Genomic DNA, 22,562 nt, shown 5'->3' with positions numbered 1-22,562 from the left:
TACCTAGGACTGAAGCGAGAATAATACGAGAGATATGGTCTGAAGCGTATCGGATAACACATTAGAGTAGGTGACATATTTGGATTTAATTCATGATTTTGATTCTACATATTTGGTGTATGGTTCATGAATTAAAATATGGTAATACATTGGTTTTGGGTGGATGTTCATTACCTGAACGAATCTGTGGTAATGTAAAATATGAGATTACGCTTTAATGAATCTGTGGATGGCGAAAGAATAGTCTAAGTAACTATTAAAAACGTAGCAAAATTATAATGTTAAAATTAAGGAAGTCAGTTGATGCTATTAATACTAGGTTCATAGCCAGTTCAATACAGCCAAAAGCCATATGTCCACAGCTCCCCGTGAGACCATCATTGAGTACGCCGATACCAACTCAGACATACTCGAAAAGTGCATCGCTGAATATCGAACGCTGGCAGAAACAGTTGATAGACACGCAGTTGATGTCGGGTGATTGAGTGATGGGTGGCTTGAGTAGTTTAGATTGCCTTTATAATAAGCATGGAGCATTGATTGAATAGTAGACGTGAAACCATATAAACGGATAAAAATGCCTTATTACTTTGAATAGGGCGTTTAGGTGTATATTAACTATATGATTTTAAATAAACAGTTAAATTGATTTCGCATAAGGTGTATTATGTTAATTTTAGGAAAGCTTAAATAGATATTATTTGGTATTATTGATAATTATTCTTACTTATAATTTTTGATGAAAATATTAAACAAACTCCTTAGTCTTGAATTGGCAATTGGTTCTTCATTAAGTCAGAAGACTAATTTAATCCTCTCTTTTTTATTTGCTTTAATTTTTACAGGAATTGCTCTTTCTATTGAGAATAAAACTTACATATGTATTTTTGCAGGAATGCTACTTTTTTGGCAAAGATACGTTGTTTTAAAGTTAAGAAATACAGAGCTAAAGTAAATGAAATTAGTAAAAAATATTCCTTACCCTGATTTGCAGAAATTAGAATCAGGACAAGGTAGTGCTTTAATTCTATGGTCACTTGATGTCGTTGTTAAATACAATGAATATCAGGCAAAGCATGGTGCTATGGTGAAAGCCCTTAGGTGAGGACACGCAATTGGTGTTGAGGGGGCCAGAGTGATGAAAACCCAGTCTAATGACTGGGTTTTGTACATGTTGTATTGTTTTGATCTTATAAATCTAAAATAGATTATTGTCGATTCAAAACATAATGATGAGGTCTGCCATTTCTAGTCCAAAAACTTAACAAATAATCTCCTTTTTTAACTTCCAGTGTTTTAAACCCACCAACTATGGCTCCATCTGTTATTTTTTCCCCAGTTAGGATACGTTCAAAAGTAAACATACTAATATTTGCTGACGGTTTAGTGCAAATGACAAAGGCATCTTTCTCTTGCTCCTTGTAACGACCAATACACTCTTTACCATTTAATTGGAGAAGTTCATTTTTTGAACTTAATATTTCAATATTCATTTGATTATTTTCATTTGAAATCTTAAATGATGAAAAGTTTTTGTAATCATCATTGCGACTATCAACAACTTTATAGTTTCCAACTAATTCATTAAGAGACTTGATGAGCTGATTTTTTTGTACATCTGGCGATCTCGGATCTTTATATGGAGTAACACATGCTGATAATGTGAATGCTAAACTTAAAATTATTATTGATTTCTTCATATTAATTTCTCAAATTTAAAAGTTTAAAATTTAGCATAAAAACTATGTAATTAACATATAGTTACCAAAGCTGCCCTGTCCTGATCTACAGAAATTAGAATCAGGACAGGGCGGTATTATCTTGTTATGGTCTATTGATGCTGTAGCTAAATACAATGAATGCCAGATGAAGCATAGTGCTATTGTGAAAGCCCTCGAATGAGGTGGTTGTTAGGTATTTATTAAATTCAAATTTAAGACTTATCAACATGTAGGAGTAACTTAATATCCCGAATAAACCCCGAAAATATCCCTAATAAAAAAGCCCACTTTAAAAGTGAGCTTTAATATGTTGATTTAACAACGAAATTTGGTAGGCATGACCAGATTCGAACTGGTGACCTCTACGATGTCAACGTAGCGCTCTAACCAACTGAGCTACACGCCTAAGTGGGATGCATAATAGTGATTTTTTGTTGCAATGACAAGCGCTTTTCAAAAAATAGGGCTTATACGTTGATTCTTTAGGCAAATAGTATTGTTTAAATTAACTACTGCTCATAAGGGAATTTTTCTATAATATATTGCATTGGTATAAACTAAATGTGAAAGTGAAGTGAATATTGAAATCATACAAGGTCATTTGCAATTTCTAAAACAGATTGAAAATCTTAAAAATATTATACGTACTTCTCATACTTCACAGGGTCGCCCAGAAAGTACAGCTGAATATACTTGGCGATTAGCACTGTTTGCTATGATCTTTGCTGATGAGATGGCAGATTTAGATTTACTCAAGGTGATTAAAATGTGCAAGAACGTCGAGACTTTTTATTATTAACGCAATCACTTGATACTCCAGTCAAGGAATCTTTGCTGGCACTTTGGGAGTAATGGCGTGTACTGAGAAATCTATAGGCTTAATTCGACTTGCATAAATTTGCACTTAAATTAAACTCTTATTTACCAATAAGTTAGTGCATATATTATGTCATATGAAGATATATTTACCCTGATCGTGGATCTGTGTACGATTGCAGCATTTATCGTGGCTTTTGTTGCATGGAAAAATTGGAAAAAACAGCAAAATTACACCTTAATTTTAGACCAAATTTTTGAGTTTGAGGTGGCATTGAATGCTTATTTTAGTTTAGAACTTGCTTTAATCGAGATTGAAATTGAGCATATTAAGCAATACCAATCTAAAAATAAATTTTTTCGTTGGCCAATTATGTTGTATCTCGATCGGTTTAAAAATAAATTCCGTTATAAATCTATCGAAAATAAAATTCATCGCTATAATGATGCTTTGTCGACACTACAAATTTTAGACGTTAAATATGACCCATTGAAAATTCAAAATGCAGCACATTATGAACATCGAATTTCACGGTTATATCAGCAATTAGATCGTTCACATACAGTGGATGAAATTTATGCAAAATGTGATGAAATTCACCAATATATTTTGCAAAATATGCAAGTTGCCCTTGAGGAAGTTAAGATAATACGTAAGGCGGTTTAAAGAAACTTGCTGAAGGTAAGCTGTGAAATAAAGTATAAAGTCTTTAAGATGAAGTATTGATTTATCTATTGCATAAATAGCCTAAGTAAACCATTTGTTTTACTTGTTGAGGTGAGTGCAAAATTATATGCTGAGTATCATCTAAACAATATCATCTCTTTCGGATGAGTAGGTAAGGTAATTGCGATTGGCGGTGATGGGGATAGATTTATTTTGTAGTGTATTATGCTATAATTACCTCGTTTTAAAATCGAAGCCGTGCATAGCATTTTAATACAAGATTTAAGGTTATATATGAAAAAGCTGCCCAATATGCAGCTTTTTTTAGTTTTATCTTAAGTGTAAAAATTGAAGGCTCTGTTACGTTTTATGTATATAAAACAATTTAATGGCAACGCATTTGATGTTGTTTAGATTTTCTATTTTATAGCTCAACGTTCACAGGAGCTCAGCCCATGGCACATCCAAATTCTGCACCGAATTTGTTAGAACGCTTATTTAAACTCAGTGAGAATAATACCAATTTTAGAACCGAGTTACTTGCCGGATTTACCACATTTTTAACCATGTGTTATATCGTCATTGTCAACCCAAGTATTTTGTCATTAACTCAAATGGACTTTGGCGCGGTATTCGTTGCAACATGTTTGGCTGCTGCAATTGGCTGTTTTGTTATGGGTTTGATTGCTAATTACCCAATTGCATTAGCGCCTGGTATGGGATTAAATGCCTATTTTACTTTTAGTGTATGTCAGGGAATGGGTGTGCCTTGGCAGACAGCATTAGCAGCAGTTTTTGTCTCTGGTGTAATTTTTATTAGCATCAGTATGTTTAAAATTCGCGAAGCAATTGTTAATGCAATTCCGATGTCACTTAAGTTTGCCATTGGTGGTGGGATTGGATTATTCCTCGCGCTGGTAGGTCTGAAAAACGCCGGTATTATTGTACATAAAGAAGCAACAATTGTAGGTTTGGGTGATATAACTCAGCCTTCCGTTTGGCTCGTGATTCTTGGTTTCTTTATGATTGTCGTATTACACCATTTTAAGGTGCGTGGTGCGATTATTATTAGTATCTTAGCCTTAACTGTAATTGCAACTTTCATGGGAATCAATGAGTTTAAAGGCATTGTGGGCGAGGTGCCATCTTTAGCTCCGACCTTTATGCAAATGGATTTTGCGGGTTTATTTGAAGCCAGTATGGTTGGTGTGATATTCGTCTTTTTCTTGGTTGATCTATTTGATTCAACAGGTACTTTAGTGGGTGTTTCTCATCGTGCAGGTTTACTTCAAGATGGTAAATTACCACGTCTGAAGAAGGCTCTTTTCGCTGATTCAACCGCAATTGTTGCTGGTGCAGCTTTAGGAACATCATCAACTACTCCTTATATTGAATCTTCTTCAGGTGTTGCAGCAGGTGGACGTACAGGTCTGACGGCAGTATTTGTTGGTATATTCTTTTTACTTTGTTTATTTTTAGCTCCACTTGCTCAATCTGTTCCAAGTTTTGCAACTGCACCAGCACTAATGTTTATTGGGGTGTTAATGATTCAGGGGATCACCAATATCGATTGGGATGATGTTACTGAAGCCGCACCTGCATTTTTAACCATTGTATTTATGCCATTCACCTATTCGATTGCTGATGGTATTGCGATGGGCTTTATTAGTTATGCTGCGATTAAGCTGTGTACAGGTAAGGCGGCTACCGTACCTTATATGGTGTGGATTATCGCTATTCTTTGGATTGTCAAATTTATTGCATTTGGCGGTTAAACAGATTTTAGGTGTAGGGTAAATTAAGTTTATTCCTGCACCATTTGATTATTTTTCGATTATTTCAGATTATATGATTTGGGGACTATTGCATGCAGCAACTTGAGCTTATCCGTGCCATACCTAAGGCTGAGTTACATGTCCATATTGAGGGCACATTTGAACCTGAGTTGATGTTTGAAATCGCTCAACGCAATCAAGTCACGATTCCGTATAAGAATATTGAGGAAGTAAAGCAGGCTTATAATTTTCATAATTTACAGTCATTTCTTGATATTTATTATGCGGGTGCGGCAGTTCTCATTCATGAACAAGATTTTTATGATCTTGCTTGGGCCTACTTTAAAAAATGTCATGAAGATCATGTTGTACATACCGAAATCTTTTTTGATCCTCAGACTCATACTGATCGCGGTATTGCATTTTCTACTTTTTTTAATGGTTTTAAACGTGCTTGTATAGATGCTAAGGCTCAGTTTGGTATTAGTTCACATTTAATTATGTGCTTCTTAAGACATTTAAGTGAAGAAGCAGCATTTGCTACTTTGGCACAGGCAGAAGCCTTTAAAGACGATATTATTGCGGTTGGATTAGATTCAAGCGAGTTAGGACATCCTCCTGAAAAGTTTGAACGTGTCTTTGCACAAGCATCAGCACAAGGTTATTTATTGGTGGCACATGCCGGTGAAGAAGGCCCAGCTCAATACGTATGGCAAGCTTTAGATGTATTAAAAGTTAATCGTATTGACCATGGTGTGCGTTCTGAAGAAGATCCAGATTTACTTGATCGTTTGCGTAGTGAGAACATGCCACTAACCGTATGTCCTTTGAGCAATTTAAAACTGTGTGTTGTGGATGATATGAAACAACATAATATTCAACGCTTATTGCAACAAGGTTTGTGTGTTATGGTGAATTCAGATGATCCATCTTATTTTGGTGGGTATATGAATGACAATTTTATTGCTATTACTGAAGCATTAAATTTGTCGAATGATGAGATTAAACAGCTTGCAATCAATTCATTTAACGCTTCATTTATTAGCGATGAAGATAAACAACATTGGATTGCAAAGATTGAGCAGCTTTAATCATTCTAGAATGAGATGAATACGCCAAAGCTTGCATAATAAATGTGAAGTGAGAGTAGGGAGTTAAATTGGAGAATGTCTCCAATTTAACATTTAAATTATGGTTGGTGATACCACACCATTTGAGGTGTGCAAGATAAAATTATTTATCACTTCCAACCATACTTCGTAAAACATGGTCTTTATCAATAAAGTGGTGTTTGAGCGCAACGAGAATATGCCCAGCGACTAACAAGCCAGCAAACCATGACAGATAAATATGTAATGGACGAACAATAGCGACAATAGCTGGGTTTTCCTGTAGTAGGCGAGGGAATTCTGTTAAATAAATAATCGGTACAGGATGGCCTGCGCTCCAACTGAACAAGGCGCCACTAATAGGCAAGGCTAGGAGCATGAGGTACAACATAAAGTGCCCTATATGCGCAAAGGTCTTCATTGTAGGCGACATGGTTGCAGGTAAGTCTGGTACAGGATGTGTGTAACGCCAGAAAATACGAATGACAACTAAAAATATTATGAGTACAGCAATATTTTTATGTAATGTGATAACTTCTCCTTTGAAACTACCATCTACATCGTAGCTCAGAAAATTACCACTGTAAAAACCGATTAGCCACGCAGCGATAAAAATAATCGCCATAACCCAGTGTAGATACTGTGCCGTACGGGTATAGTATTGGGATTTTTTTTGCATTATTGTTTAGTCCAAGTGTTTAGTCATAGCTTGGTTGGTATGATAACCAAGCTTAGGATACAGAAAAAGGTATAAAAACTTAACGGTAAGGATTATTTTTGCAACGCTGAACATGAAAACTTATTTACATCGTGATGGCTATTATTGATTTCATGTTAAAATTTTCCGCTTAAGATGAAACAAGATATGGATTAAAAATGAAACCGCTTTATATTGCTGGGGTCGATGAGGCTGGTCGTGGACCTTTGGTTGGATCAGTTGTAGCAGCAGCTGTAATTTTAGATCCATTGCGACCTATCGATGGTTTAACTGATTCTAAAAAATTAACAGCAAAAAAACGTGAAAAATTATTTGTTGAAATTCAGGAAAAAGCATTAGCTTGGTCGATTGCTGAAGCAACGCATACTGAAATTGATGAGCACAATATTCTACAAGCTACGTTTCTAGCAATGCGTCGTGCAGTTGATGGTTTAGCCATTCAGCCCAATAAAGTCATTGTAGATGGGAATCAAATACCGAAAGGGATCACCATTGAGTGTGAGGCGATTGTAGGTGGAGATTTAAGTCATGCAGAGATTAGTGCTGCAAGTATTTTAGCGAAGGTCACACGTGATCAACAAATGGTTGAGCTTGATCAACAATATCCAGAATTTGGTTTTGCAAAACATAAGGGATATCCAACCAAAGCACATTTTGAGGCTATTGCAGCACATGGTGTAATTGCAGAACACCGTCGAAGTTATGCACCAGTACGTAAAGCCTTGGCTGCGGGTGATGAGTAAGTTTTGAATTACCCCAGACTAAAAAGTTTAAAGCGGCTATAAAGCCGCTTTAATCGTGGAGAACATTAAATTCTTAGCGATTGAAATTGTTCTGTGAAAAATTATCGTCTTCAAAAGAAGGTTGATAATCCTGATCAAGGTGCTGTAGGTGTTCGTGCATTGCACGTTCGTGTTGAATTCGTTGGTAGATTTCTTCACGGTGTACAGAAACTTCTTTTGGTGCATTCACACCAATACGAACTTGGTTACCCTTCACACCAAGTACAGTTACACTGACTTGATCCCCAATCATTAATGTTTCTCCGACACGACGGGTCAGAATCAGCATGTTTATCTCCTTGCTTAAGCGCTAAACCTGCGATAGTTTTTTTCTAAAATGAAAAGAACAACCTCGGTATCAGACGAAATTCTAACAGTTTATTGTGACGAAATACTCGATTTTTCAATGACTGTTGGAACTTTTCAAAACTACGCGTTCTAATATATCAGAGCCACCATAAAAAAAACTATGCTGGCTCTACTTTTTGTTGAGATTTAGAGCGATAAACAGGGCTTATCTGTTTAATATTTAAGCGCGAGCGCTTGATTCACCATGTTCGCGATCTAAACCAAAAGCTGTGTGTAAAGTTCTTACAGCCAACTCTAAGTAATTTTCGTCAATAATTACAGAGATTTTAATCTCTGAAGTTGAAATCATAAGGATATTAATACCTTCTTCTGCTAGTGCTGTAAACATTTTACTTGCAACACCTGCATGAGAACGCATACCCACACCTACAATTGACACCTTCACAATGTCGTTACGTGTAGCTACTTCACGTGCTCCAATATTGTTTGCTGTTTCTTGTAGGATTTTCGTTGCTTTGGCTAAATCAACACGATTTACCGTAAAAGTAAAGTCAGTAGTACCATCTTCTTCTACATTTTGGATGATCATATCAACTTCGATATTCGCAGCACCAATAGGAGCCAAGATTTTAGCTGCAATACCAGGTTCATCTGGAACACCTAAAATAGTCAGTTTGGCTTCGTCACGATTAAATGCAATTCCTGAGATGATTGGCTGTTCCATATTGTCTTCCGATTCAGTAGTAATGAGTGTGCCGACGTTATTTTTAAACGTCTCATCAAAAGCACCATCTGTGTCATTATCAAAACTAGAAAGTACACGTAGTGGTACTTGATATTTCCCTGCAAATTCAACTGCGCGAATTTGTAAAACTTTTGAGCCTAAAGATGCCATTTCAAGCATTTCTTCAAAAGAAATACGATCAATTTTTTTCGCTTTAGGTGCAACACGAGGGTCAGTGGTATAAACACCATCTACATCTGTATAGATTTGGCACTCATCTGCTTTTAAAGCAGCAGCAATTGCAACACCAGTTGTGTCTGAGCCACCACGTCCTAAAGTTGTCGTGTTGCCTTTTTCATCAACGCCCTGGAAGCCAGCAACCACAATAACACGACCTGCATTGAGGTGATGCATCATAACTTCGTTATCAATTGATTCAATGCGAGCTTTATTGAACGCATTGTCCGTTTTGATACCTGCTTGGCGGCCTGTTAAAGATTGTGCTTCTACACCAATCGTATTGAGCGCCATCGCCAACATGGAAATCGTCACTTGTTCACCGGTAGACACCATTTGATCGATTTCACGTGGGTCAGGGGTGTCGGTAATGGCTTTAGCTAGAGCCAATAAGCGGTTGGTTTCACCACTCATTGCTGAAACTACCACAACCACCTGATGACCGTGGTCGTGCCAGCGCTTAACACGTCGAGCAACATTTAAAATGCGCTCTGGTGTTCCCATTGAAGTACCGCCATATTTTTGAACGATTAAAGCCATAGTTGTTCCATATAAGCCATGATCTTGGTGGCCACACCAAGATCAGTTACACAAAAGGTGAAATTAGTGCTGTGTTAGCCAAGCTGGGAGATTGGCCATTACTGCATCAAATTTCTCGTTAAGTGGCGCGCCACCTTGTGCCAAATCAGGTTTACCACCACCTTTACCTCCGAGCTCGGTTGCAAGATGTTTAATGATATCGCCTGCTTTAATGTTTGCAGTAAATACTTTAGCCACAGAAGCGATCATGCTGATTTTGTCTGTATCGCTTGCAACCAAAATAATAACTGCATCGTCTAGTTTAGACTTAATACCATCATGTAGGTGGCGTAATGCTTTTGCATCCATACCTTCTACATGCGTGATGAGTGTAGAACGACCTGCAATAGTTTGAACTTGGCCTAAAAGTTCATTTGCTTGTAAGTTTGCCAACTTTTGGTTGAGCTGTTCAATTTGCTTTTGCAGTAGGGAGTTTTGCTCTACAGCAGCTTGAACACGTTCTACAGTTTGATCTTTTTGAGCTTTAAGTAAGCCATTGATCTGTTGGATATCGCTATCTGATTTTTGTACTAATTCAAGTGCTTTACTACCTGTTACGGCTTCAATACGACGCACGCCAGCAGCAACACCACTTTCAGAAGTAATTTTAAATAGACCGATATCACCAGTACGTTTTACGTGAATACCACCACAAAGTTCGATTGAGAAGTTTTGTTCGTCAACCATTGAACCCATTGAAAGTACGCGAACTTCGTTGCCGTATTTTTCACCGAACAACATCATTGCGCCTTTTTCTTTTGCTGCATCAATTGCCAATAATTCAGTATTGACCGCAGTATTTGCTAAAATTTCAGCATTCACTAAGCGTTCTACTTGTTGTAATGTTTCAAACGCAACAGGTTGATCATTGGCAAAGTCAAAGCGGAGTACATCGCTCGCAACCAAGGAACCTTTTTGTTGTACATGGCTACCTAATATTTGGCGTAGCGCAGCGTGCAGTAAATGTGTTGCTGAGTGGTTACGAGCAGTCGCATCACGTAGATCAGCTTGTACAGTTGCATCCACTGTTTGTTGGACTTTTAAACTGCCCATGGTCACAATACCTTGGTGTACAAAAGCTGAGCCAGACTTTTTAGTGTCTTGTACTTCAAATATACCACTCTCATTTTTAAAGAGACCAGTATCGCCGACTTGACCACCGCTTTCAGCATAGAAAGGTGTTTGATTGAGGACAATCAAAGCCTCATCACCTTCATGAACTTCTGTAACTTCTTGACCATCTTTGTATAAGGCAATAATTTGGCCTTGACCTTGAGTTGCGTCATAGCCATCAAATTGAGTTTCACTGTCTGTCTTCACAACACTATTGTAGTCAACAGCAAACTTGCCAGCATCACGTGCACGTTGGCGTTGAGCTGCCATTTCTTTTTCAAAGCCAGCTTCATCAATTTCCAAACCACGTTCACGTGCAATATCAGCGGTTAAATCAGTTGGGAAACCGTAAGTATCATAAAGTTTGAATACAGTTTCACCTGCAATTACTTTACCTTTGAGGTGAGCCAATTCGCCTTCAAGTAGTTTTAGACCCTGCTCTAATGTCTTAGCGAAAAGTTCTTCTTCACGAACCAAGATGCTTTCGATACGTTCTTGTAATTGTTCAAGCTCAGGGTACGCTGCACCCATGACTTCAATCAATGGTTTTAGCATTTTGAAGAAGAATGTACCTGTGGCACCCATTTTATTACCATGACGAACTGCACGGCGAATGATGCGGCGTAGAACATAGCCACGTCCTTCATTTGAAGGATTTACACCATCAGCAATGAGGAAGCAGCAAGAACGAGCATGATCGGCAACTACTTTTAGTGAGGCAGGGTAGTCAAAAGTTTCACCTTTTTCATTTGCTTGCGCTTGTAACGCTGCAATATCTACCCCAATGATTTCTGCAGCTGCTTTAAGCAAATGTTGGAATAAATCGATGTCATAATTTGAATTAACATGTTGCAATACTGCTGAAACACGCTCCAGCCCCATGCCTGTATCTACTGAAGGTGCTGGTAGTGGGTGTAATACGCCATCTGCAGTACGGTTAAACTGCATGAATACGTTATTCCAGATTTCAATAAAGCGGTCACCATCTTCTTCTGGAGAACCAGGTAAGCCACCCCAAATATGTTCACCATGGTCAAAGAATATTTCTGAACAAGGACCACAAGGACCAGTATCACCCATAGCCCAGAAGTTATCTGAAGCGTATTTTTCGCCTTTGTTATCACCAATACGAATAATGCGAGAAGCATCTAGACCGATGTCTTTATTCCAAATATCAAAAGCTTCGTCATCGGTATGATAAACCGTGACATATAATTTATCTTGAGGTAATCCTAGCCACTGTTCAGAAGTTAAGAAGTCCCATGCAAATTTAATAGCATCTTGTTTGAAGTAGTCCCCAAACGAGAAGTTACCTAACATCTCGAAAAAAGTATGATGGCGTGCTGTATAGCCTACATTGTCAAGGTCATTATGCTTACCGCCAGCACGTACACATTTTTGAGAAGATGTTGCACGAACATAATCACGTTTTTCCAATCCTAAGAAACAATCCTTAAATTGGTTCATTCCAGCATTGGTGAATAATAATGTTGGATCGTTGGCTGGCACTAAAGAACTCGATGCGACACGCGTATGTCCTTGTGTTTCGAAGTAGCGCAAAAAGGCTTCACGGATTTCTGCTGATGTCATAGAACGAGTACTCACGACCAAGTCACTCCATATTTTTGAATTTGGCTAAATGTATATCTTCTTGTAATGGTACTTTTCCAAAGAAAGTAAAGTGTAATACAACAAGCTATACGCGGCTTATAAGTTAAAAACGACGAATTATAACGGAAAAAGCCAGTGTGACCAACGATTTTAAGCTGTTTCGTTGACAATTCTAAGCTTTTCTCAGTTGCATCAGAATGACAGTACTGAACTTTGCCAGATAGGATAGAGAATCTTTGTGAATTATTGCATGAATATGACCAACATAATTGTCTGTAAGCATGAAAAATCCGATAACATAGCAGCGAATTGAAAATCGTTAAGGCGGGATAAGGCTCATGCAACGTGTGGCAATCAATGGATTTGGTCGAATTGGACGTAACGTATTGCGTGCGTGGTTTGAAAACCCTAAGAATTTTCAATTTGAGATTGTTGCTATTAATGATATTGCCGATGTGGAAACTTTAGCGCATTTATTTCGTTATGACAGTACTCATGGTGGCTTTCCTGGCACAGTAAATATTGTACAAGATGACGAACGCAATTTTTTGTGCATTGAAAGTGTTGGATTAAGTGCACGCGTTGAAGTTTTACAAATTGAGCAGCCTAATCAATTGCCTTGGCAGGCATTGGGTGTAGATATTGTTTTGGAGTGTAGTGGTCTGTTTAGATCGCGTGCTGCTGCTAGTCAACATCTACATGCAGGAGCGGGTCGTGTTGTGATTGGCGCAGCTCCTTTTGATAGTGTGGATGCAGCTATTGTATATGGTGTGAATCATCATGAGCTTAAAGCAACAGATCAAATTATATCGAGTGTTTCTTGCACGACACAAGCTTTGGTGCCTTTAGTTAAAATTATTGATGACGTATATGGCATTGAAACCGCATTAATGACAGAAATTCATGCTGTAACAGCTGACCAAACGGTGTTGGATCAGGCACATCGTGACTTACGTCGTGCTCGTGCTTCAGGGCAGAATATTATACCAACCACATCATCTGCATTGGGTGCTTTAAAGCAAGTATTGCCAAAAATGGAAAATCGAATTGATGGATATTCAATTCGTGTACCCACCATTAATGTTGCTGCGATTGATCTTAGTTTTGTTGCTCAACAACCAATGAGTGTTGAACATTTAAATGCGGTTCTTACAGAGGCCGCAATTCATGATTATGCTGAAATTATGCAAGTGACTCATGAGCCTTTAGTCTCAAGCGACTTTAATCACTCACCCTTTTCTTTGATTGTAGATTTAGCTCAAACGATGATTGTTGGACAGCAAGCAAAGGTATTTGCTTGGTATGACAATGAATGGGGCTATGCAAATCGTTTGTTAGATTTGTGTGAGGTTATGAGTGCTAATTCAAACGTTGTAATTAAAAGCAGTAAATAAATGATGGGCGTATTCATTAATTGCATTGCATTTATTGCTGTATGCGTTGGAATATCTGCCTTTATCTATGCGGTTAAGTTGTTTATAAGCATTTTTCGTGCCCCAATATTTGCACAAATGACGGCAGATAGTTCATCTCTTCAGTTTACGCTTTTGGAGGCAAAAACCATTGCGATTTGGTATGAGGGGCCAATTGGTCAACGATTAGTTAAAAATATGTTACGGCCCCGAATAGTGGCGCTTGCTACAGGTTATGAGCCTAAGTTACAGCATTCATGGGGGCGTGCGAGTAAGACTGGTTTCACTCGTGCCCGAACACTGCTTTTTTATGCTGAATTAGCTGCTGGAGATTATCAGCTCATGCAGTCTGATCGGGCTTTGATTTCTCCTATTGAAGAAACAATTACAACAGCTATTCAGTCGACCTTTGGCTTATCAACGGCAAAAACATCGCAATGTAGTATTGTCCTTACAGACGCACTTTCTTATCGCCAACGTTTATACATGATTGCCGCCGTGTTTATCGGGCTTTTTAGTACGTTGTATGGCCTAATGACATTATTGAATCACTATGTTGTGGGGCGGTAATAGAATCATCTAACTATAGAGTTAATAAAGCGATGGAATTGCAAATCGAAAGATCAAATTGCCTAAAAGATCCAAAGTACATCTGTACAATCAAAATTTTTTATTTAAATAAAGTAGATGTATAAAATAGGGGGGTGTTTAAGGAGAATGATGAACTTCTTTAATAACACTATCAACAGAATAATGTCCCCACTGTGATAAGAGCTCAATAAAATTTTTAAATTCTATTTCATTAAAATGAGTGATGATCATATAGCAAGCTGAACCTGATGTTTTATAACAAGCCGTTAATTTCTCTTGTTGACTGATAAATTTTTCAAAACTTTGAAATTGATTGTTTTGCATTAATAATCGAACAAACTGAGTGTGTTGATGCTGAATTTCAATGGTGTATTTTTGTATACAACCAAGTTCTTGTAAGCGATTGATTCGTTGACCCACCGCTTGGCCAGTACGGTGTACCTGCAAGCCAATTTCTTTGTGACTCATTTTTGCGTCTTGCTGTAAGAGTTTTAAAATTTTGAGATCGGTTGAGTCCAATGAGGTAGACATGGCATTCCTTTTTCATGATTTTTCAGTGTGAAAGAGTTTTTGGAAAAGTGCTTTCATCTAACTATTCATCATTATAACTTTCCTTGTTAGTTTAAAGTTATTCAACTTCAAGAGGATAACACAATGACAAACACAGCATTATTGGTTATTGATGTACAAAATGATTATTTTGCTAATGGTAAAATGGCGCTACACAATCCCGAAATAGCCTTAAAGAATATTCAATTATTAGAACAATATTTTAGACAGATTCAACAGCCTGTTATCTATATACAACATATCTATCAAGATGCTGCTGCTCCATTTTTTGTGAAAAATACACATGGGGTGAAGTTACATGCTGAACTTCAACTTGATGATGATCCAATTATTATTGTGAAACATTACCCGAATAGTTTTTTCCAAACCCAATTGCAACAACAACTCGAACGGTTTGATATTACTAAATTGGTGATTACTGGAATGATGACACATATGTGTGTGGATGCAACAACACGTGCAGCGCGAGAGTTAGGTTATGACACTGTGGTGGTTAGTGATGCAACCGCAACAAAATCGCTTCAATTCGAAGAGCATATTGTTGATGCGGTCACAGTGCAGCATACTTTGTTAGCAACATTACAAATGCTGAGTGCTGTAAGTCATACTCAAGCCATTATTCATGCAGATGGGATTGAAGAATAAGTTTGATTTAAACAAGTTTTTGACTTCGTGTTGCAATAAAACTTGGTAAATATTTTTCAATTTCAAAACGTGGGGTAGGTTGTATTTCTTCAAAATAATCCACAAGAACCAAACCTGTTTGCAATTGCCCCTGAATTTGATTCAGTAAACTATGACCAAAAATCATAGCTTGCTGTTGCTCAAATTTTTGTTTGAGTTCATCTGCTGGTAGATCATACAGGTCTGCATAGGGCAATTTATAACGTGGTTTTATCAGCCCTTGTTCAGCATAACAGGGGTTTCGATCAGCTATAAAAATGGCAGGATTAAAAAAGCTTGCTAATAGTGTGCCATTGATCTTAAGTACACGGTGGCACTCTTTCCAGACTGTTTCAATATCAGGAACATATTGATTAGAAATAGGATGGATAATCAGGTCAAAACTGGCGTTAGCGAAGCGTGATAAATCCTGCATATCTCCTTGTTCTAGTTTTAAATGTAAGCCATCACGTTTAGCAACCATTTCATCTTTAGCTAATTGTTCAGCGGATAAATCAAAGACAGTGACATGTGCACCAGCCGCTGCAAGTATTGGTGCTTGTTGACCGCCAGCAGACGCTAAACATAAAATATGTTTCTCTTGAATATTACCTAACCATTTTTGTGGTAGAGGTGTTGGGGTGAGATGAATTCTCCAATCACCCTTACGAGCAGATGCGATAAGTTCTGAGCTAACTGGTTGAGACCATGGACTATTTTGTTTGGCTTGTTGATCCCATGCCTGATTATTATGTGTAATTAAGTCAATTGAAGGCACGATTCATTTCCTAGTATTTCATTGAATGTGGATAAATCGATAATAATATAAAAACTCTGATGCATGCTTTAGTTGATCGTGCTAGACTAAGAGAAATCGGGTGTGCTCCCGATTTTTTTATGCGGAAAACGACCGCTTTGGCAAATATTTAGGTTTACAACATGCCGATTGCAGAGACCTGGTTATTACCTGATGGTGTAGCTGATGTACTACCAGAGCAGGCGCAAGTCATAGAAACTTTGCGTCGTAAAGCATTGGATTTCCTCGCTCGTCGAGGTTATCAGCTGGTGTATACTCCATTTATTGAATATATCGAATCACTTTCTTCTATTAGTGACTCAAATCAAGATTTAGATCTTGCCACATTTAAGATTATCGATCAGCTTAGTGGTCGTTTGCTTGGTGTACGTGCGGATATGACGCCGCAAGTTGCCCGCATCGACGCACATGTGCATCCAATACAAGGCATTGCACGTTATTGTTATGCTGGCACTGTATTACATACCAAACCTCAAGGTTTTAATACGAACCGAGCACCTTTACAGCTTGGTGCTGAGTTATTTGGTTCAAATTGTATAGATGCAGATGTTGAGCTTGTCGATTTAATGCTGGGTTTACTTGAGCATGCAGGCTTTGCTGAGGATATCCATTTAGATCTCGGCCATGTTGGCTTATTTAGAAGCCTGGTTAAGCATGCCAAATTAGACAAAGATGCTGAACAACATTTATCTGATCTATATCAGCGTAAAGCATTGCCTGAGTTAGCAGCATATACCCAAGATTTACCATGTGGTGCCGATTTTAATGCTTTGGGCCGTTATGCAAGTGATTTAAATGCATTGGCTGAGCATTTAAGTGCGGAAGTTTGGGCAGATGTAGAATTCTCAAAAGCATTTAAAGCATTAGCAACAACAAGTGCTGAAATTCAAAAGCGTTGGCCAAACCTACATATTGGTATAGATGTCGTAGAGTTGCGCTCATATCACTATCACACTGGATTAACTTATGCTGTGTATGCACCGCATCGTGCTGCACCTTTGGCACAAGGTGGTCGTTATGACGGGATTGGTGAACACTTTGGTCGAGCTCGTCCAGCGACAGGATTTAGTTGTGACCTTTATGCACTTTGTGCAGGTCAATTTGAACCAGTTGCAGTTGTGGTTGCACCCAATGGTCACCAACAAGATTTACTAGAAGCAATCGCACAATTGCGTGCACAAGGCCGCAATGTTGTACAGCTTTTAGGTCAAGATGATGTGGATTCGGTAGCGTATGCGACGCATCGATTAGAGCTCATCGATGGACAATGGTCCGTTAAACACATTTAATTACGGGGTGAGCATTTGCTCACTAAGTTACAATTTTAACAGCATGATGTAATGAGGCTATTATGGGCAAGAATGTTGTGGTACTTGGTACCCAATGGGGTGACGAAGGTAAAGGTAAAATCGTCGACCTGCTCACCGATCAAGCAGCAGCGGTAATTCGCTATCAAGGTGGTCATAACGCGGGTCACACACTCGTCGTAGGTGGTAAGAAGACTGTATTACACCTCATTCCGTCAGGTATTTTACGTGAAAACGTAATGTGCTTAATCGGTAATGGTGTTGTACTTTCACCTGCAGCATTAATTGACGAAATGAGTATTCTTGAGAAAGAAGGCGTGCCAGTTAAAGAACGTTTACGCGTTTCTCCTAATTGTCCATTAATTTTGCCAAACCATATTGCACTAGACCAAGCTCGTGAGAAAAAGCGTGGTAATGCTAAAATCGGTACTACTGGTCGTGGTATTGGGCCTGCTTACGAAGATAAAGTTGCACGCCGTGCAGTGCGTGTAGCTGACTTGGTACGTGGTGGTGAACATCTTAAGACACTTCTAGTTGAATTACTTGAGTATCATAATTTCCAATTGACTCAATTCTACGGCGTAGAAGCGGTTAAATTGGAAGATGTATTGGCATTATGTGATCAATGGCGTGAAGTATTAGCTCCGTTAGTGATTGATGTTATCGGTGAATTACATACGTTACGTAAGAACGGCGAAAACTTAATGTTTGAAGGCGCACAAGGTTCTTTACTTGATGTTGATCACGGTACATATCCATATGTTACGTCTTCAAATACAACTGCAGGTGGGGTAAGTTCTGGTTCTGGTTTAGGTCCATTACACCTTGATTATGTATTAGGTATTACTAAAGCATATACTACGCGTGTTGGTGCTGGTCCATTCCCAACAGAGTTGGTTTATGATGCTGCAAACGATGTAGGTGATGCGATTGGTAAGCATCTTGGTACTGTAGGGCATGAGTTTGGTGCTTCTACTGGTCGTCAGCGTCGTTGTGGTTGGTTTGATGCTGAAATACTTCGTCGTTCAGTTGATGTAAACTCACTTTCAGGTATTTGTTTAACTAAACTTGATGTACTTGATGGTTTAGAAGAAGTAAAAATCTGTGTAGGTTACGAATCTGTTGATTCTGGTTGTGTGGGTTCTTCTGATGCGCTTGCATTTGAAACATTAAAACCAATTTATGAAACTATGCCAGGTTGGAGTGAGTCTACTGTTGGCTTAACTCAAGTTGACCAATTACCTGAAAATGCATTGGCTTATGTTAAACGTCTTGAGCAGTTGATTGAATGTCCGATTGATATTATCTCAACTGGTCCTGATCGTGATGAAACGATCATTCTACGTCATCCGTTTGATGCTTAATATTTAGTTTTAGGACTGAGCACGAGTGGTTCAGTTTGAAACAATAACAAAGCCCTGTGAATTCAGGGCTTTGTTATATGCGCGTGTTAAAATGATTATTGATTTAATTGTGATTAACTTCAGACTAAAGTCCAGTGTTCTCTCCTTATATACATCGCTCAAACTCGCTATAAGCTTACAAATGGTTTAGACATGAAATTACTGCCTAATATCTCTAAAACAATTTTTCATTCTTTTATTTTTGCTTTGGGTGGAGCACCGACCATTGCAATGTGGTTGAGTGTACAACGTGTCGCTGATCCAAATTTGTTTTTTAGTGCTTTTATTAGCTTAACAATTTTGCTGGCATGCATTTTACTGCCTATAATTTTTATTCAAAATCTCTTTTTACTGATAAAACGACAAAGTGTGGTTGTTGAAGATCGAGTGTTATATTTAAGTCGGTTTTATTTGATTTTGAATGTAATTTGTCTTGTATATTGGTTGCTTCGAGTGGCTAATTTGCTCTAGCTGAGTGATGCTTTTACAAATCTTGTATAGCTTCTCCATCATGTAGTGATTTTAATCACACATTAACTTGTCTATAATGTTGAAAAATATAAGTAATGATCTGTTTGGAGTGGAGTTATGTGGAATAAATCGGCTATTGCTGCTTTGCTTGCTGGTTTAGTAACCTTGTCTGGGTGTACGACAATGGCTGATTTGGCAGGAGCTGATACTCAGAGCCTGAATGTAATGTCAACGAAAGCCTTTAATGAAACTGTTGCAAAAGCTCAAGCAAATCGTACTTTAGATACAAGTTCAAGTACTTACCGTCGTGTCAATGCGATATTCCTGCGTATGAAACCTTATGCAGATCAAATGAATCAAACAGGTACAGCTTTTGACTGGAAACTTGCAGTATTAAAGTCAGATGTTATTAATGCATATGTTGCTCCAGGTGGTAAGGTTGTCTTTTATACCGCGATTGTGGAAAAGTTAAACTTAACAGACAACGAGATTGCTGCGATCATGGGTCATGAAATGATCCATGCGCTAGAAGAGCATTCAAAAAGTAAAATTGGTGCGCAAGCCTTAACCAATATTGCAGTTGGTATTGGTCAAAGCTATGCTGCTGGAGCCGGAAGTAATATTGGTTCAGCTTTAGAGTTGGGAAGTGTGATTGGGGTTGGTTTGCCATATTCACGTAGCCTAGAAAGCCGAGCTGATGTGGGTGGTTTAATGTTAATGGCTCGTGCTGGGTATGACCCACGTGCTGCCGTAACTTTGTGGGAAAAGATGGCAAAATTTGATGGTGCACAAGGTGCATCGTTCTTGTCTACTCACCCTGCAAATAGTAAGCGTATTGAAGATATGCGTAAGAATCTTCCTGCTGCTCAGCAATTATATAATGCAAGAGCAAAATAAGAATGCATTGAAATTAGATTTAAATAAACCCAGCTTTGTGAGCTGGGTTTATTATTTGATATGCAAATAACTTATGCTTCTGTTTCAACTAGTTCATTGGGGTCATCGATAAAACTTTTTTGATCTTCGACATTAATGTATTCCATATAGCCACGTCCCAGAATGGGTTGTTGGTTAAAATGACCGTTATATTGAAAACTATTGACATAACCACGACCACGTCCAAAGTGAAAAGGGGCATCAGCTGTTGCAAATATTTCAAAAAACTCATTGCCGTTTTGGTCGAATGCTTGCCAAGAGAAGTTCTTTGGTAAGCGCATTTTTTCACCTTTGGGTGAGCTATAATCGTCTAGGTGGTGTGCAATGACTTTAAAATTGACATGCTGATAAACTTCATTATCTTGATGGAGTCGACGTACATACATGCAAATCATGGCTGGTGTATTAATCAAATTGGCTTGGATTAAGACAATCTGCGTTTGATCATCAATATTAATAATATGGTGTGTAAAGAAATCGATTGGAATCTTGTACTGATCACTGATTCGAGTTTGAATGAGGCTGTGTATTCCTACTGCACGCGCATATTCATAGCTACAAAGCCCTTTTTGTTCAATACATTGTTTCTGGTACTCAATTCGACCATGATACTGACTTAATAAACTAAAGTGGTCGTAGACAGGTGTTTTAATGTACCAAGATACTTGGTCGCTAATATGCAGAAAAAAGTGAAACTTTAATTCTTCGTATTCACCATAAACCTCAATATGCGGTAGGGCACCACTAATGGTAATTTCCTTGCCAAACTGTAGTAGGTGCCCGTCATTTTGAATATGTGTTTCTTCAGGAATAACATAGGCCTTAAGTAAAGGCTGTGCAATATTTGCGGTACTAGAAAAAACCGAAGCCTGTTCTCTAGGAGATTGATGCTCCTCATTGTCACTGTCAAAGGCTAAAGCACCAGGAGTACCTAATAATATGACAATGTTTAAATATCGAAACGGTTCATCTAAATCGGGAAAGAAGATGCTGTACTGTGTCCAGCTATAATACTTTTCATTTAAGCGTGGCAAAATAATGTTATGTTGTTGAAATGGTTGAGTTGAATGAGCAATTGCGCTGTCGACAAGGGGTTTTCCCCAGAGCATGCCCAGTCCCATCACTTTACTTAAAATTGATATTGGTGGGTTAACTTTCATTTTCTTGTCCATACACTGGCATAGATATTCAGTCTATGGACAAGTTCACTGTCACTCAAATATTTTTGAGGACAACAGCAATGCATTTTAGGACAAACATTGTCATTTATTGTTACTTTGCAATGTTTGTGACCCGATCCAATGCTTAGAAAATTGATATGCTGCACGACCACTGCGTTGCCCACGCGCTTGACACCATCTGAGGCTTTCAGCACGTACATGCTCATCAAAGACTAATCCGGCACGGGTTAGGTAGTGTTCTATGATTTGTAGGTATAACTGTTGATCCATTGGGTAAAAAGAAAGCCAGATACCAAAACGATCGGATAAAGAAATTTTTTCTTCAATTGCTTCTTGTGGGTGCAATTCCTTGTATTGAGGAACACCAACTTGAGTAACTGGTATATTTTCAGACATGAATTCGGGCAAAAGATGGCGGCGGTTACTTGTCGCATAAATGATGAAATTATTGGCGCCAGATTGTAATGAGCCATCTAATACACTTTTTAGACTACGATAGTTTTCGTCCTCAGCATTAAATGCCAAGTCATCACAATAAACAATAAATTTTTCTGGGCGATCTTTAATGAGCTTTTGGATTAATGGGAGATCAGATAGATCATCACGTTCAATCTCAATAAGTCGTAGTCCTTGGTCATGGTAGTGACTTAATAGGGCACGTACCACAGAAGATTTTCCTGTACCGCGAGAGCCAGTGAGTAAAATATCGTTGGCAGGTAGACCAGCCAAAAATTGTTCTGTGTTTTGCAGAATAATTTTTTTTTGACGGTCAATTCCCATAAGATCTTCTAATTGGAATTTCTTAGGTTGCAAAATGGGTTTGAGTTGCTTTTCTTGCCAATAAAAGGCAGGTGCCGAAAAGTCCGGATCTTGTATAGGAGGGGGAAGTGTCTGTTGAAGCTGCGCTAAAACAGTGGATAACGATTTTAATAAATCGTCAGGTAATTCAATGTGTGCCATAAAATTCTTCAGTGATATGAAATCTTTGTATAGTAACAAACCTTGAAAGTGATGTGCAGTCTAGCAGATGCGGAAAAATAATACTTTCAG

General features: G+C 38.2%; 24 protein-coding genes and 1 tRNA gene. 15 read left to right on the top strand and 10 right to left on the bottom strand.

What is annotated here, in order from left to right; all coding sequences use genetic code 11:
• The first annotated feature begins 92 nt into the window (after positions 1-92).
• The 3 genes from RFH42_RS02485 to RFH42_RS02475 all read left to right on the top strand — a co-directional run bounded on the left by RFH42_RS02485 (position 93) and on the right by RFH42_RS02475 (position 1,105).
• A complete protein-coding gene (locus RFH42_RS02485; protein WP_308973965.1) occupies positions 93-218 on the top strand; it encodes a hypothetical protein in 126 nt (41 codons plus the stop codon).
• Positions 219-352: 134 nt separating this feature from the next.
• Entirely contained in the window at positions 353-481 is a 129-nt protein-coding gene (locus RFH42_RS02480) for a hypothetical protein (RefSeq protein WP_308973964.1), read from the top strand.
• A 474-nt stretch (positions 482-955) separates the two neighbouring features.
• Entirely contained in the window at positions 956-1,105 is a 150-nt protein-coding gene (locus tag RFH42_RS02475; RefSeq protein ID WP_308973963.1) for a hypothetical protein, read from the top strand.
• 103 nt (positions 1,106-1,208) lie between these two features.
• On the opposite strand, the gene RFH42_RS02470 is transcribed toward RFH42_RS02475, so the two are convergent.
• Both RFH42_RS02470 and RFH42_RS02465 read right to left on the bottom strand, forming a co-directional pair.
• Positions 1,209-1,700: a hypothetical protein gene (locus tag RFH42_RS02470; protein WP_308973962.1), complete on the bottom strand. Its 492-nt coding sequence runs from the start codon at positions 1,698-1,700 to the stop codon at positions 1,209-1,211.
• A 350-nt stretch (positions 1,701-2,050) separates the two neighbouring features.
• A tRNA-Val gene (locus RFH42_RS02465) sits at positions 2,051-2,127 on the bottom strand.
• 168 nt (positions 2,128-2,295) lie between these two features.
• Between RFH42_RS02465 and RFH42_RS02460 the strand changes: the two genes are divergently transcribed.
• The 4 genes from RFH42_RS02460 (at position 2,296) to RFH42_RS02445 (ending at position 6,070) form a co-directional block, all read left to right on the top strand.
• Positions 2,296-2,520, top strand: a complete 225-nt coding sequence (locus RFH42_RS02460) for an HD domain-containing protein (protein WP_308973961.1) — start codon at positions 2,296-2,298, stop codon at positions 2,518-2,520.
• Between the two features lie 147 nt (positions 2,521-2,667).
• Entirely contained in the window at positions 2,668-3,204 is a 537-nt protein-coding gene (locus RFH42_RS02455; RefSeq protein WP_308973960.1) for a hypothetical protein, read from the top strand.
• Between the two features lie 455 nt (positions 3,205-3,659).
• Entirely contained in the window at positions 3,660-4,979 is a 1,320-nt protein-coding gene (locus tag RFH42_RS02450; protein WP_308973959.1) for an NCS2 family permease, read from the top strand.
• Between the two features lie 92 nt (positions 4,980-5,071).
• The gene (locus RFH42_RS02445; RefSeq protein WP_308973958.1) at positions 5,072-6,070 is read left to right on the top strand and encodes an adenosine deaminase; all 999 of its coding nucleotides are present in this window, start codon (positions 5,072-5,074) and stop codon (positions 6,068-6,070) included.
• Between the two features lie 142 nt (positions 6,071-6,212).
• On the opposite strand, the gene RFH42_RS02440 is transcribed toward RFH42_RS02445, so the two are convergent.
• Positions 6,213-6,767 carry a cytochrome b gene (locus tag RFH42_RS02440; protein WP_308973956.1) on the bottom strand — a complete coding sequence of 185 codons (555 nt, stop codon included), beginning with the start codon at positions 6,765-6,767 and terminating at the stop codon, positions 6,213-6,215.
• 197 nt (positions 6,768-6,964) lie between these two features.
• On the opposite strand from RFH42_RS02440, the gene rnhB reads away from it, so the two are divergent.
• Positions 6,965-7,549 carry a ribonuclease HII gene (gene rnhB, locus RFH42_RS02435; protein WP_308973954.1) on the top strand — a complete coding sequence of 195 codons (585 nt, stop codon included), beginning with the start codon at positions 6,965-6,967 and terminating at the stop codon, positions 7,547-7,549.
• Positions 7,550-7,622: 73 nt separating this feature from the next.
• On the opposite strand, the gene csrA is transcribed toward rnhB, so the two are convergent.
• From csrA to alaS, 3 genes are all read right to left on the bottom strand, one after another.
• The gene (gene csrA, locus RFH42_RS02430) at positions 7,623-7,877 is read right to left on the bottom strand and encodes a carbon storage regulator CsrA (protein ID WP_004989721.1); all 255 of its coding nucleotides are present in this window, start codon (positions 7,875-7,877) and stop codon (positions 7,623-7,625) included.
• A 240-nt stretch (positions 7,878-8,117) separates the two neighbouring features.
• The gene (locus RFH42_RS02425) at positions 8,118-9,398 is read right to left on the bottom strand and encodes an aspartate kinase (protein WP_308973952.1); all 1,281 of its coding nucleotides are present in this window, start codon (positions 9,396-9,398) and stop codon (positions 8,118-8,120) included.
• 63 nt (positions 9,399-9,461) lie between these two features.
• A complete protein-coding gene (gene alaS / locus RFH42_RS02420; protein ID WP_308973951.1) occupies positions 9,462-12,155 on the bottom strand; it encodes an alanine--tRNA ligase in 2,694 nt (897 codons plus the stop codon).
• 344 nt (positions 12,156-12,499) lie between these two features.
• Here alaS and RFH42_RS02415 point away from each other — a divergent pair, with 344 nt between their 5' ends.
• On the top strand, positions 12,500-13,555 hold the full coding sequence (locus RFH42_RS02415; protein WP_308973950.1) for a type I glyceraldehyde-3-phosphate dehydrogenase: 1,056 nt from the start codon (positions 12,500-12,502) through the stop codon (positions 13,553-13,555).
• On the top strand, positions 13,556-14,143 hold the full coding sequence (locus RFH42_RS02410; protein ID WP_308973949.1) for a hypothetical protein: 588 nt from the start codon (positions 13,556-13,558) through the stop codon (positions 14,141-14,143).
• 138 nt (positions 14,144-14,281) lie between these two features.
• Here RFH42_RS02410 and RFH42_RS02405 read toward each other — a convergent pair whose 3' ends face one another.
• Entirely contained in the window at positions 14,282-14,695 is a 414-nt protein-coding gene (locus tag RFH42_RS02405; protein ID WP_308973948.1) for an Lrp/AsnC family transcriptional regulator, read from the bottom strand.
• A 123-nt stretch (positions 14,696-14,818) separates the two neighbouring features.
• On the opposite strand from RFH42_RS02405, the gene RFH42_RS02400 reads away from it, so the two are divergent.
• Entirely contained in the window at positions 14,819-15,379 is a 561-nt protein-coding gene (locus RFH42_RS02400) for an isochorismatase family protein (protein WP_308973947.1), read from the top strand.
• Between the two features lie 7 nt (positions 15,380-15,386).
• Here RFH42_RS02400 and RFH42_RS02395 read toward each other — a convergent pair whose 3' ends face one another.
• A complete protein-coding gene (locus RFH42_RS02395) occupies positions 15,387-16,175 on the bottom strand; it encodes a class I SAM-dependent methyltransferase (protein WP_308973946.1) in 789 nt (262 codons plus the stop codon).
• Between the two features lie 161 nt (positions 16,176-16,336).
• On the opposite strand from RFH42_RS02395, the gene RFH42_RS02390 reads away from it, so the two are divergent.
• From RFH42_RS02390 to RFH42_RS02375, 4 genes are all read left to right on the top strand, one after another.
• A complete protein-coding gene (locus RFH42_RS02390) occupies positions 16,337-17,503 on the top strand; it encodes an ATP phosphoribosyltransferase regulatory subunit (RefSeq protein ID WP_308973944.1) in 1,167 nt (388 codons plus the stop codon).
• Between the two features lie 62 nt (positions 17,504-17,565).
• Positions 17,566-18,885 (top strand): adenylosuccinate synthase, encoded by a 1,320-nt coding sequence (locus RFH42_RS02385; protein WP_308973943.1) that lies wholly within the window; start codon positions 17,566-17,568, stop codon positions 18,883-18,885.
• A gap of 192 nt (positions 18,886-19,077) precedes the next feature.
• Entirely contained in the window at positions 19,078-19,395 is a 318-nt protein-coding gene (locus RFH42_RS02380; protein ID WP_308973942.1) for a hypothetical protein, read from the top strand.
• Positions 19,396-19,512: 117 nt separating this feature from the next.
• Positions 19,513-20,292: a M48 family metallopeptidase gene (locus RFH42_RS02375; protein ID WP_308973941.1), complete on the top strand. Its 780-nt coding sequence runs from the start codon at positions 19,513-19,515 to the stop codon at positions 20,290-20,292.
• Positions 20,293-20,363: 71 nt separating this feature from the next.
• On the opposite strand, the gene RFH42_RS02370 is transcribed toward RFH42_RS02375, so the two are convergent.
• Both RFH42_RS02370 and RFH42_RS02365 read right to left on the bottom strand, forming a co-directional pair.
• On the bottom strand, positions 20,364-21,491 hold the full coding sequence (locus RFH42_RS02370; protein ID WP_308973940.1) for a DUF6670 family protein: 1,128 nt from the start codon (positions 21,489-21,491) through the stop codon (positions 20,364-20,366).
• Positions 21,492-21,593: 102 nt separating this feature from the next.
• Positions 21,594-22,472 (bottom strand): ATP-binding protein, encoded by an 879-nt coding sequence (locus RFH42_RS02365; RefSeq protein WP_308973939.1) that lies wholly within the window; start codon positions 22,470-22,472, stop codon positions 21,594-21,596.
• Positions 22,473-22,562: the final 90 nt, after the last annotated feature.

It is taken from the genome of Acinetobacter rudis, assembly GCF_031157835.1.
Classification (GTDB): Bacteria; Pseudomonadota; Gammaproteobacteria; order Pseudomonadales; family Moraxellaceae; genus Acinetobacter; species Acinetobacter rudis_A.
Note: the sequence above shows the minus strand (reverse complement) of the source record. Positions and strands in the feature narration are given on the sequence as shown.

What these genes read in the sequence shown, in the direction of transcription:
- RFH42_RS02485 (WP_308973965.1), top strand. Translation starts at nt 93, where the DNA reads ATGATTTTGATTCTACATATTTGGTGTATGGTTCATGAATTAAAATAT.
- RFH42_RS02480 (WP_308973964.1), top strand. Translation starts at nt 353, where the DNA reads ATGTCCACAGCTCCCCGTGAGACCATCATTGAGTACGCCGATACCAAC.
- RFH42_RS02475 (WP_308973963.1), top strand. Translation starts at nt 956, where the DNA reads ATGAAATTAGTAAAAAATATTCCTTACCCTGATTTGCAGAAATTAGAA.
- RFH42_RS02470 (WP_308973962.1), bottom strand. Translation starts at nt 1,700, where the DNA reads ATGAAGAAATCAATAATAATTTTAAGTTTAGCATTCACATTATCAGCA.
- RFH42_RS02455 (WP_308973960.1), top strand. Translation starts at nt 2,668, where the DNA reads ATGTCATATGAAGATATATTTACCCTGATCGTGGATCTGTGTACGATT.
- RFH42_RS02450 (WP_308973959.1), top strand. Translation starts at nt 3,660, where the DNA reads ATGGCACATCCAAATTCTGCACCGAATTTGTTAGAACGCTTATTTAAA.
- RFH42_RS02445 (WP_308973958.1), top strand. Translation starts at nt 5,072, where the DNA reads ATGCAGCAACTTGAGCTTATCCGTGCCATACCTAAGGCTGAGTTACAT.
- RFH42_RS02440 (WP_308973956.1), bottom strand. Translation starts at nt 6,767, where the DNA reads ATGCAAAAAAAATCCCAATACTATACCCGTACGGCACAGTATCTACAC.
- rnhB (WP_308973954.1), top strand. Translation starts at nt 6,965, where the DNA reads ATGAAACCGCTTTATATTGCTGGGGTCGATGAGGCTGGTCGTGGACCT.
- csrA (WP_004989721.1), bottom strand. Translation starts at nt 7,877, where the DNA reads ATGCTGATTCTGACCCGTCGTGTCGGAGAAACATTAATGATTGGGGAT.
- RFH42_RS02425 (WP_308973952.1), bottom strand. Translation starts at nt 9,398, where the DNA reads ATGGCTTTAATCGTTCAAAAATATGGCGGTACTTCAATGGGAACACCA.
- RFH42_RS02415 (WP_308973950.1), top strand. Translation starts at nt 12,500, where the DNA reads ATGCAACGTGTGGCAATCAATGGATTTGGTCGAATTGGACGTAACGTA.
- RFH42_RS02410 (WP_308973949.1), top strand. Translation starts at nt 13,556, where the DNA reads ATGATGGGCGTATTCATTAATTGCATTGCATTTATTGCTGTATGCGTT.
- RFH42_RS02405 (WP_308973948.1), bottom strand. Translation starts at nt 14,695, where the DNA reads ATGTCTACCTCATTGGACTCAACCGATCTCAAAATTTTAAAACTCTTA.
- RFH42_RS02400 (WP_308973947.1), top strand. Translation starts at nt 14,819, where the DNA reads ATGACAAACACAGCATTATTGGTTATTGATGTACAAAATGATTATTTT.
- RFH42_RS02390 (WP_308973944.1), top strand. Translation starts at nt 16,337, where the DNA reads ATGCCGATTGCAGAGACCTGGTTATTACCTGATGGTGTAGCTGATGTA.
- RFH42_RS02385 (WP_308973943.1), top strand. Translation starts at nt 17,566, where the DNA reads ATGGGCAAGAATGTTGTGGTACTTGGTACCCAATGGGGTGACGAAGGT.
- RFH42_RS02380 (WP_308973942.1), top strand. Translation starts at nt 19,078, where the DNA reads ATGAAATTACTGCCTAATATCTCTAAAACAATTTTTCATTCTTTTATT.
- RFH42_RS02375 (WP_308973941.1), top strand. Translation starts at nt 19,513, where the DNA reads ATGTGGAATAAATCGGCTATTGCTGCTTTGCTTGCTGGTTTAGTAACC.
- RFH42_RS02370 (WP_308973940.1), bottom strand. Translation starts at nt 21,491, where the DNA reads ATGAAAGTTAACCCACCAATATCAATTTTAAGTAAAGTGATGGGACTG.
- RFH42_RS02365 (WP_308973939.1), bottom strand. Translation starts at nt 22,472, where the DNA reads ATGGCACACATTGAATTACCTGACGATTTATTAAAATCGTTATCCACT.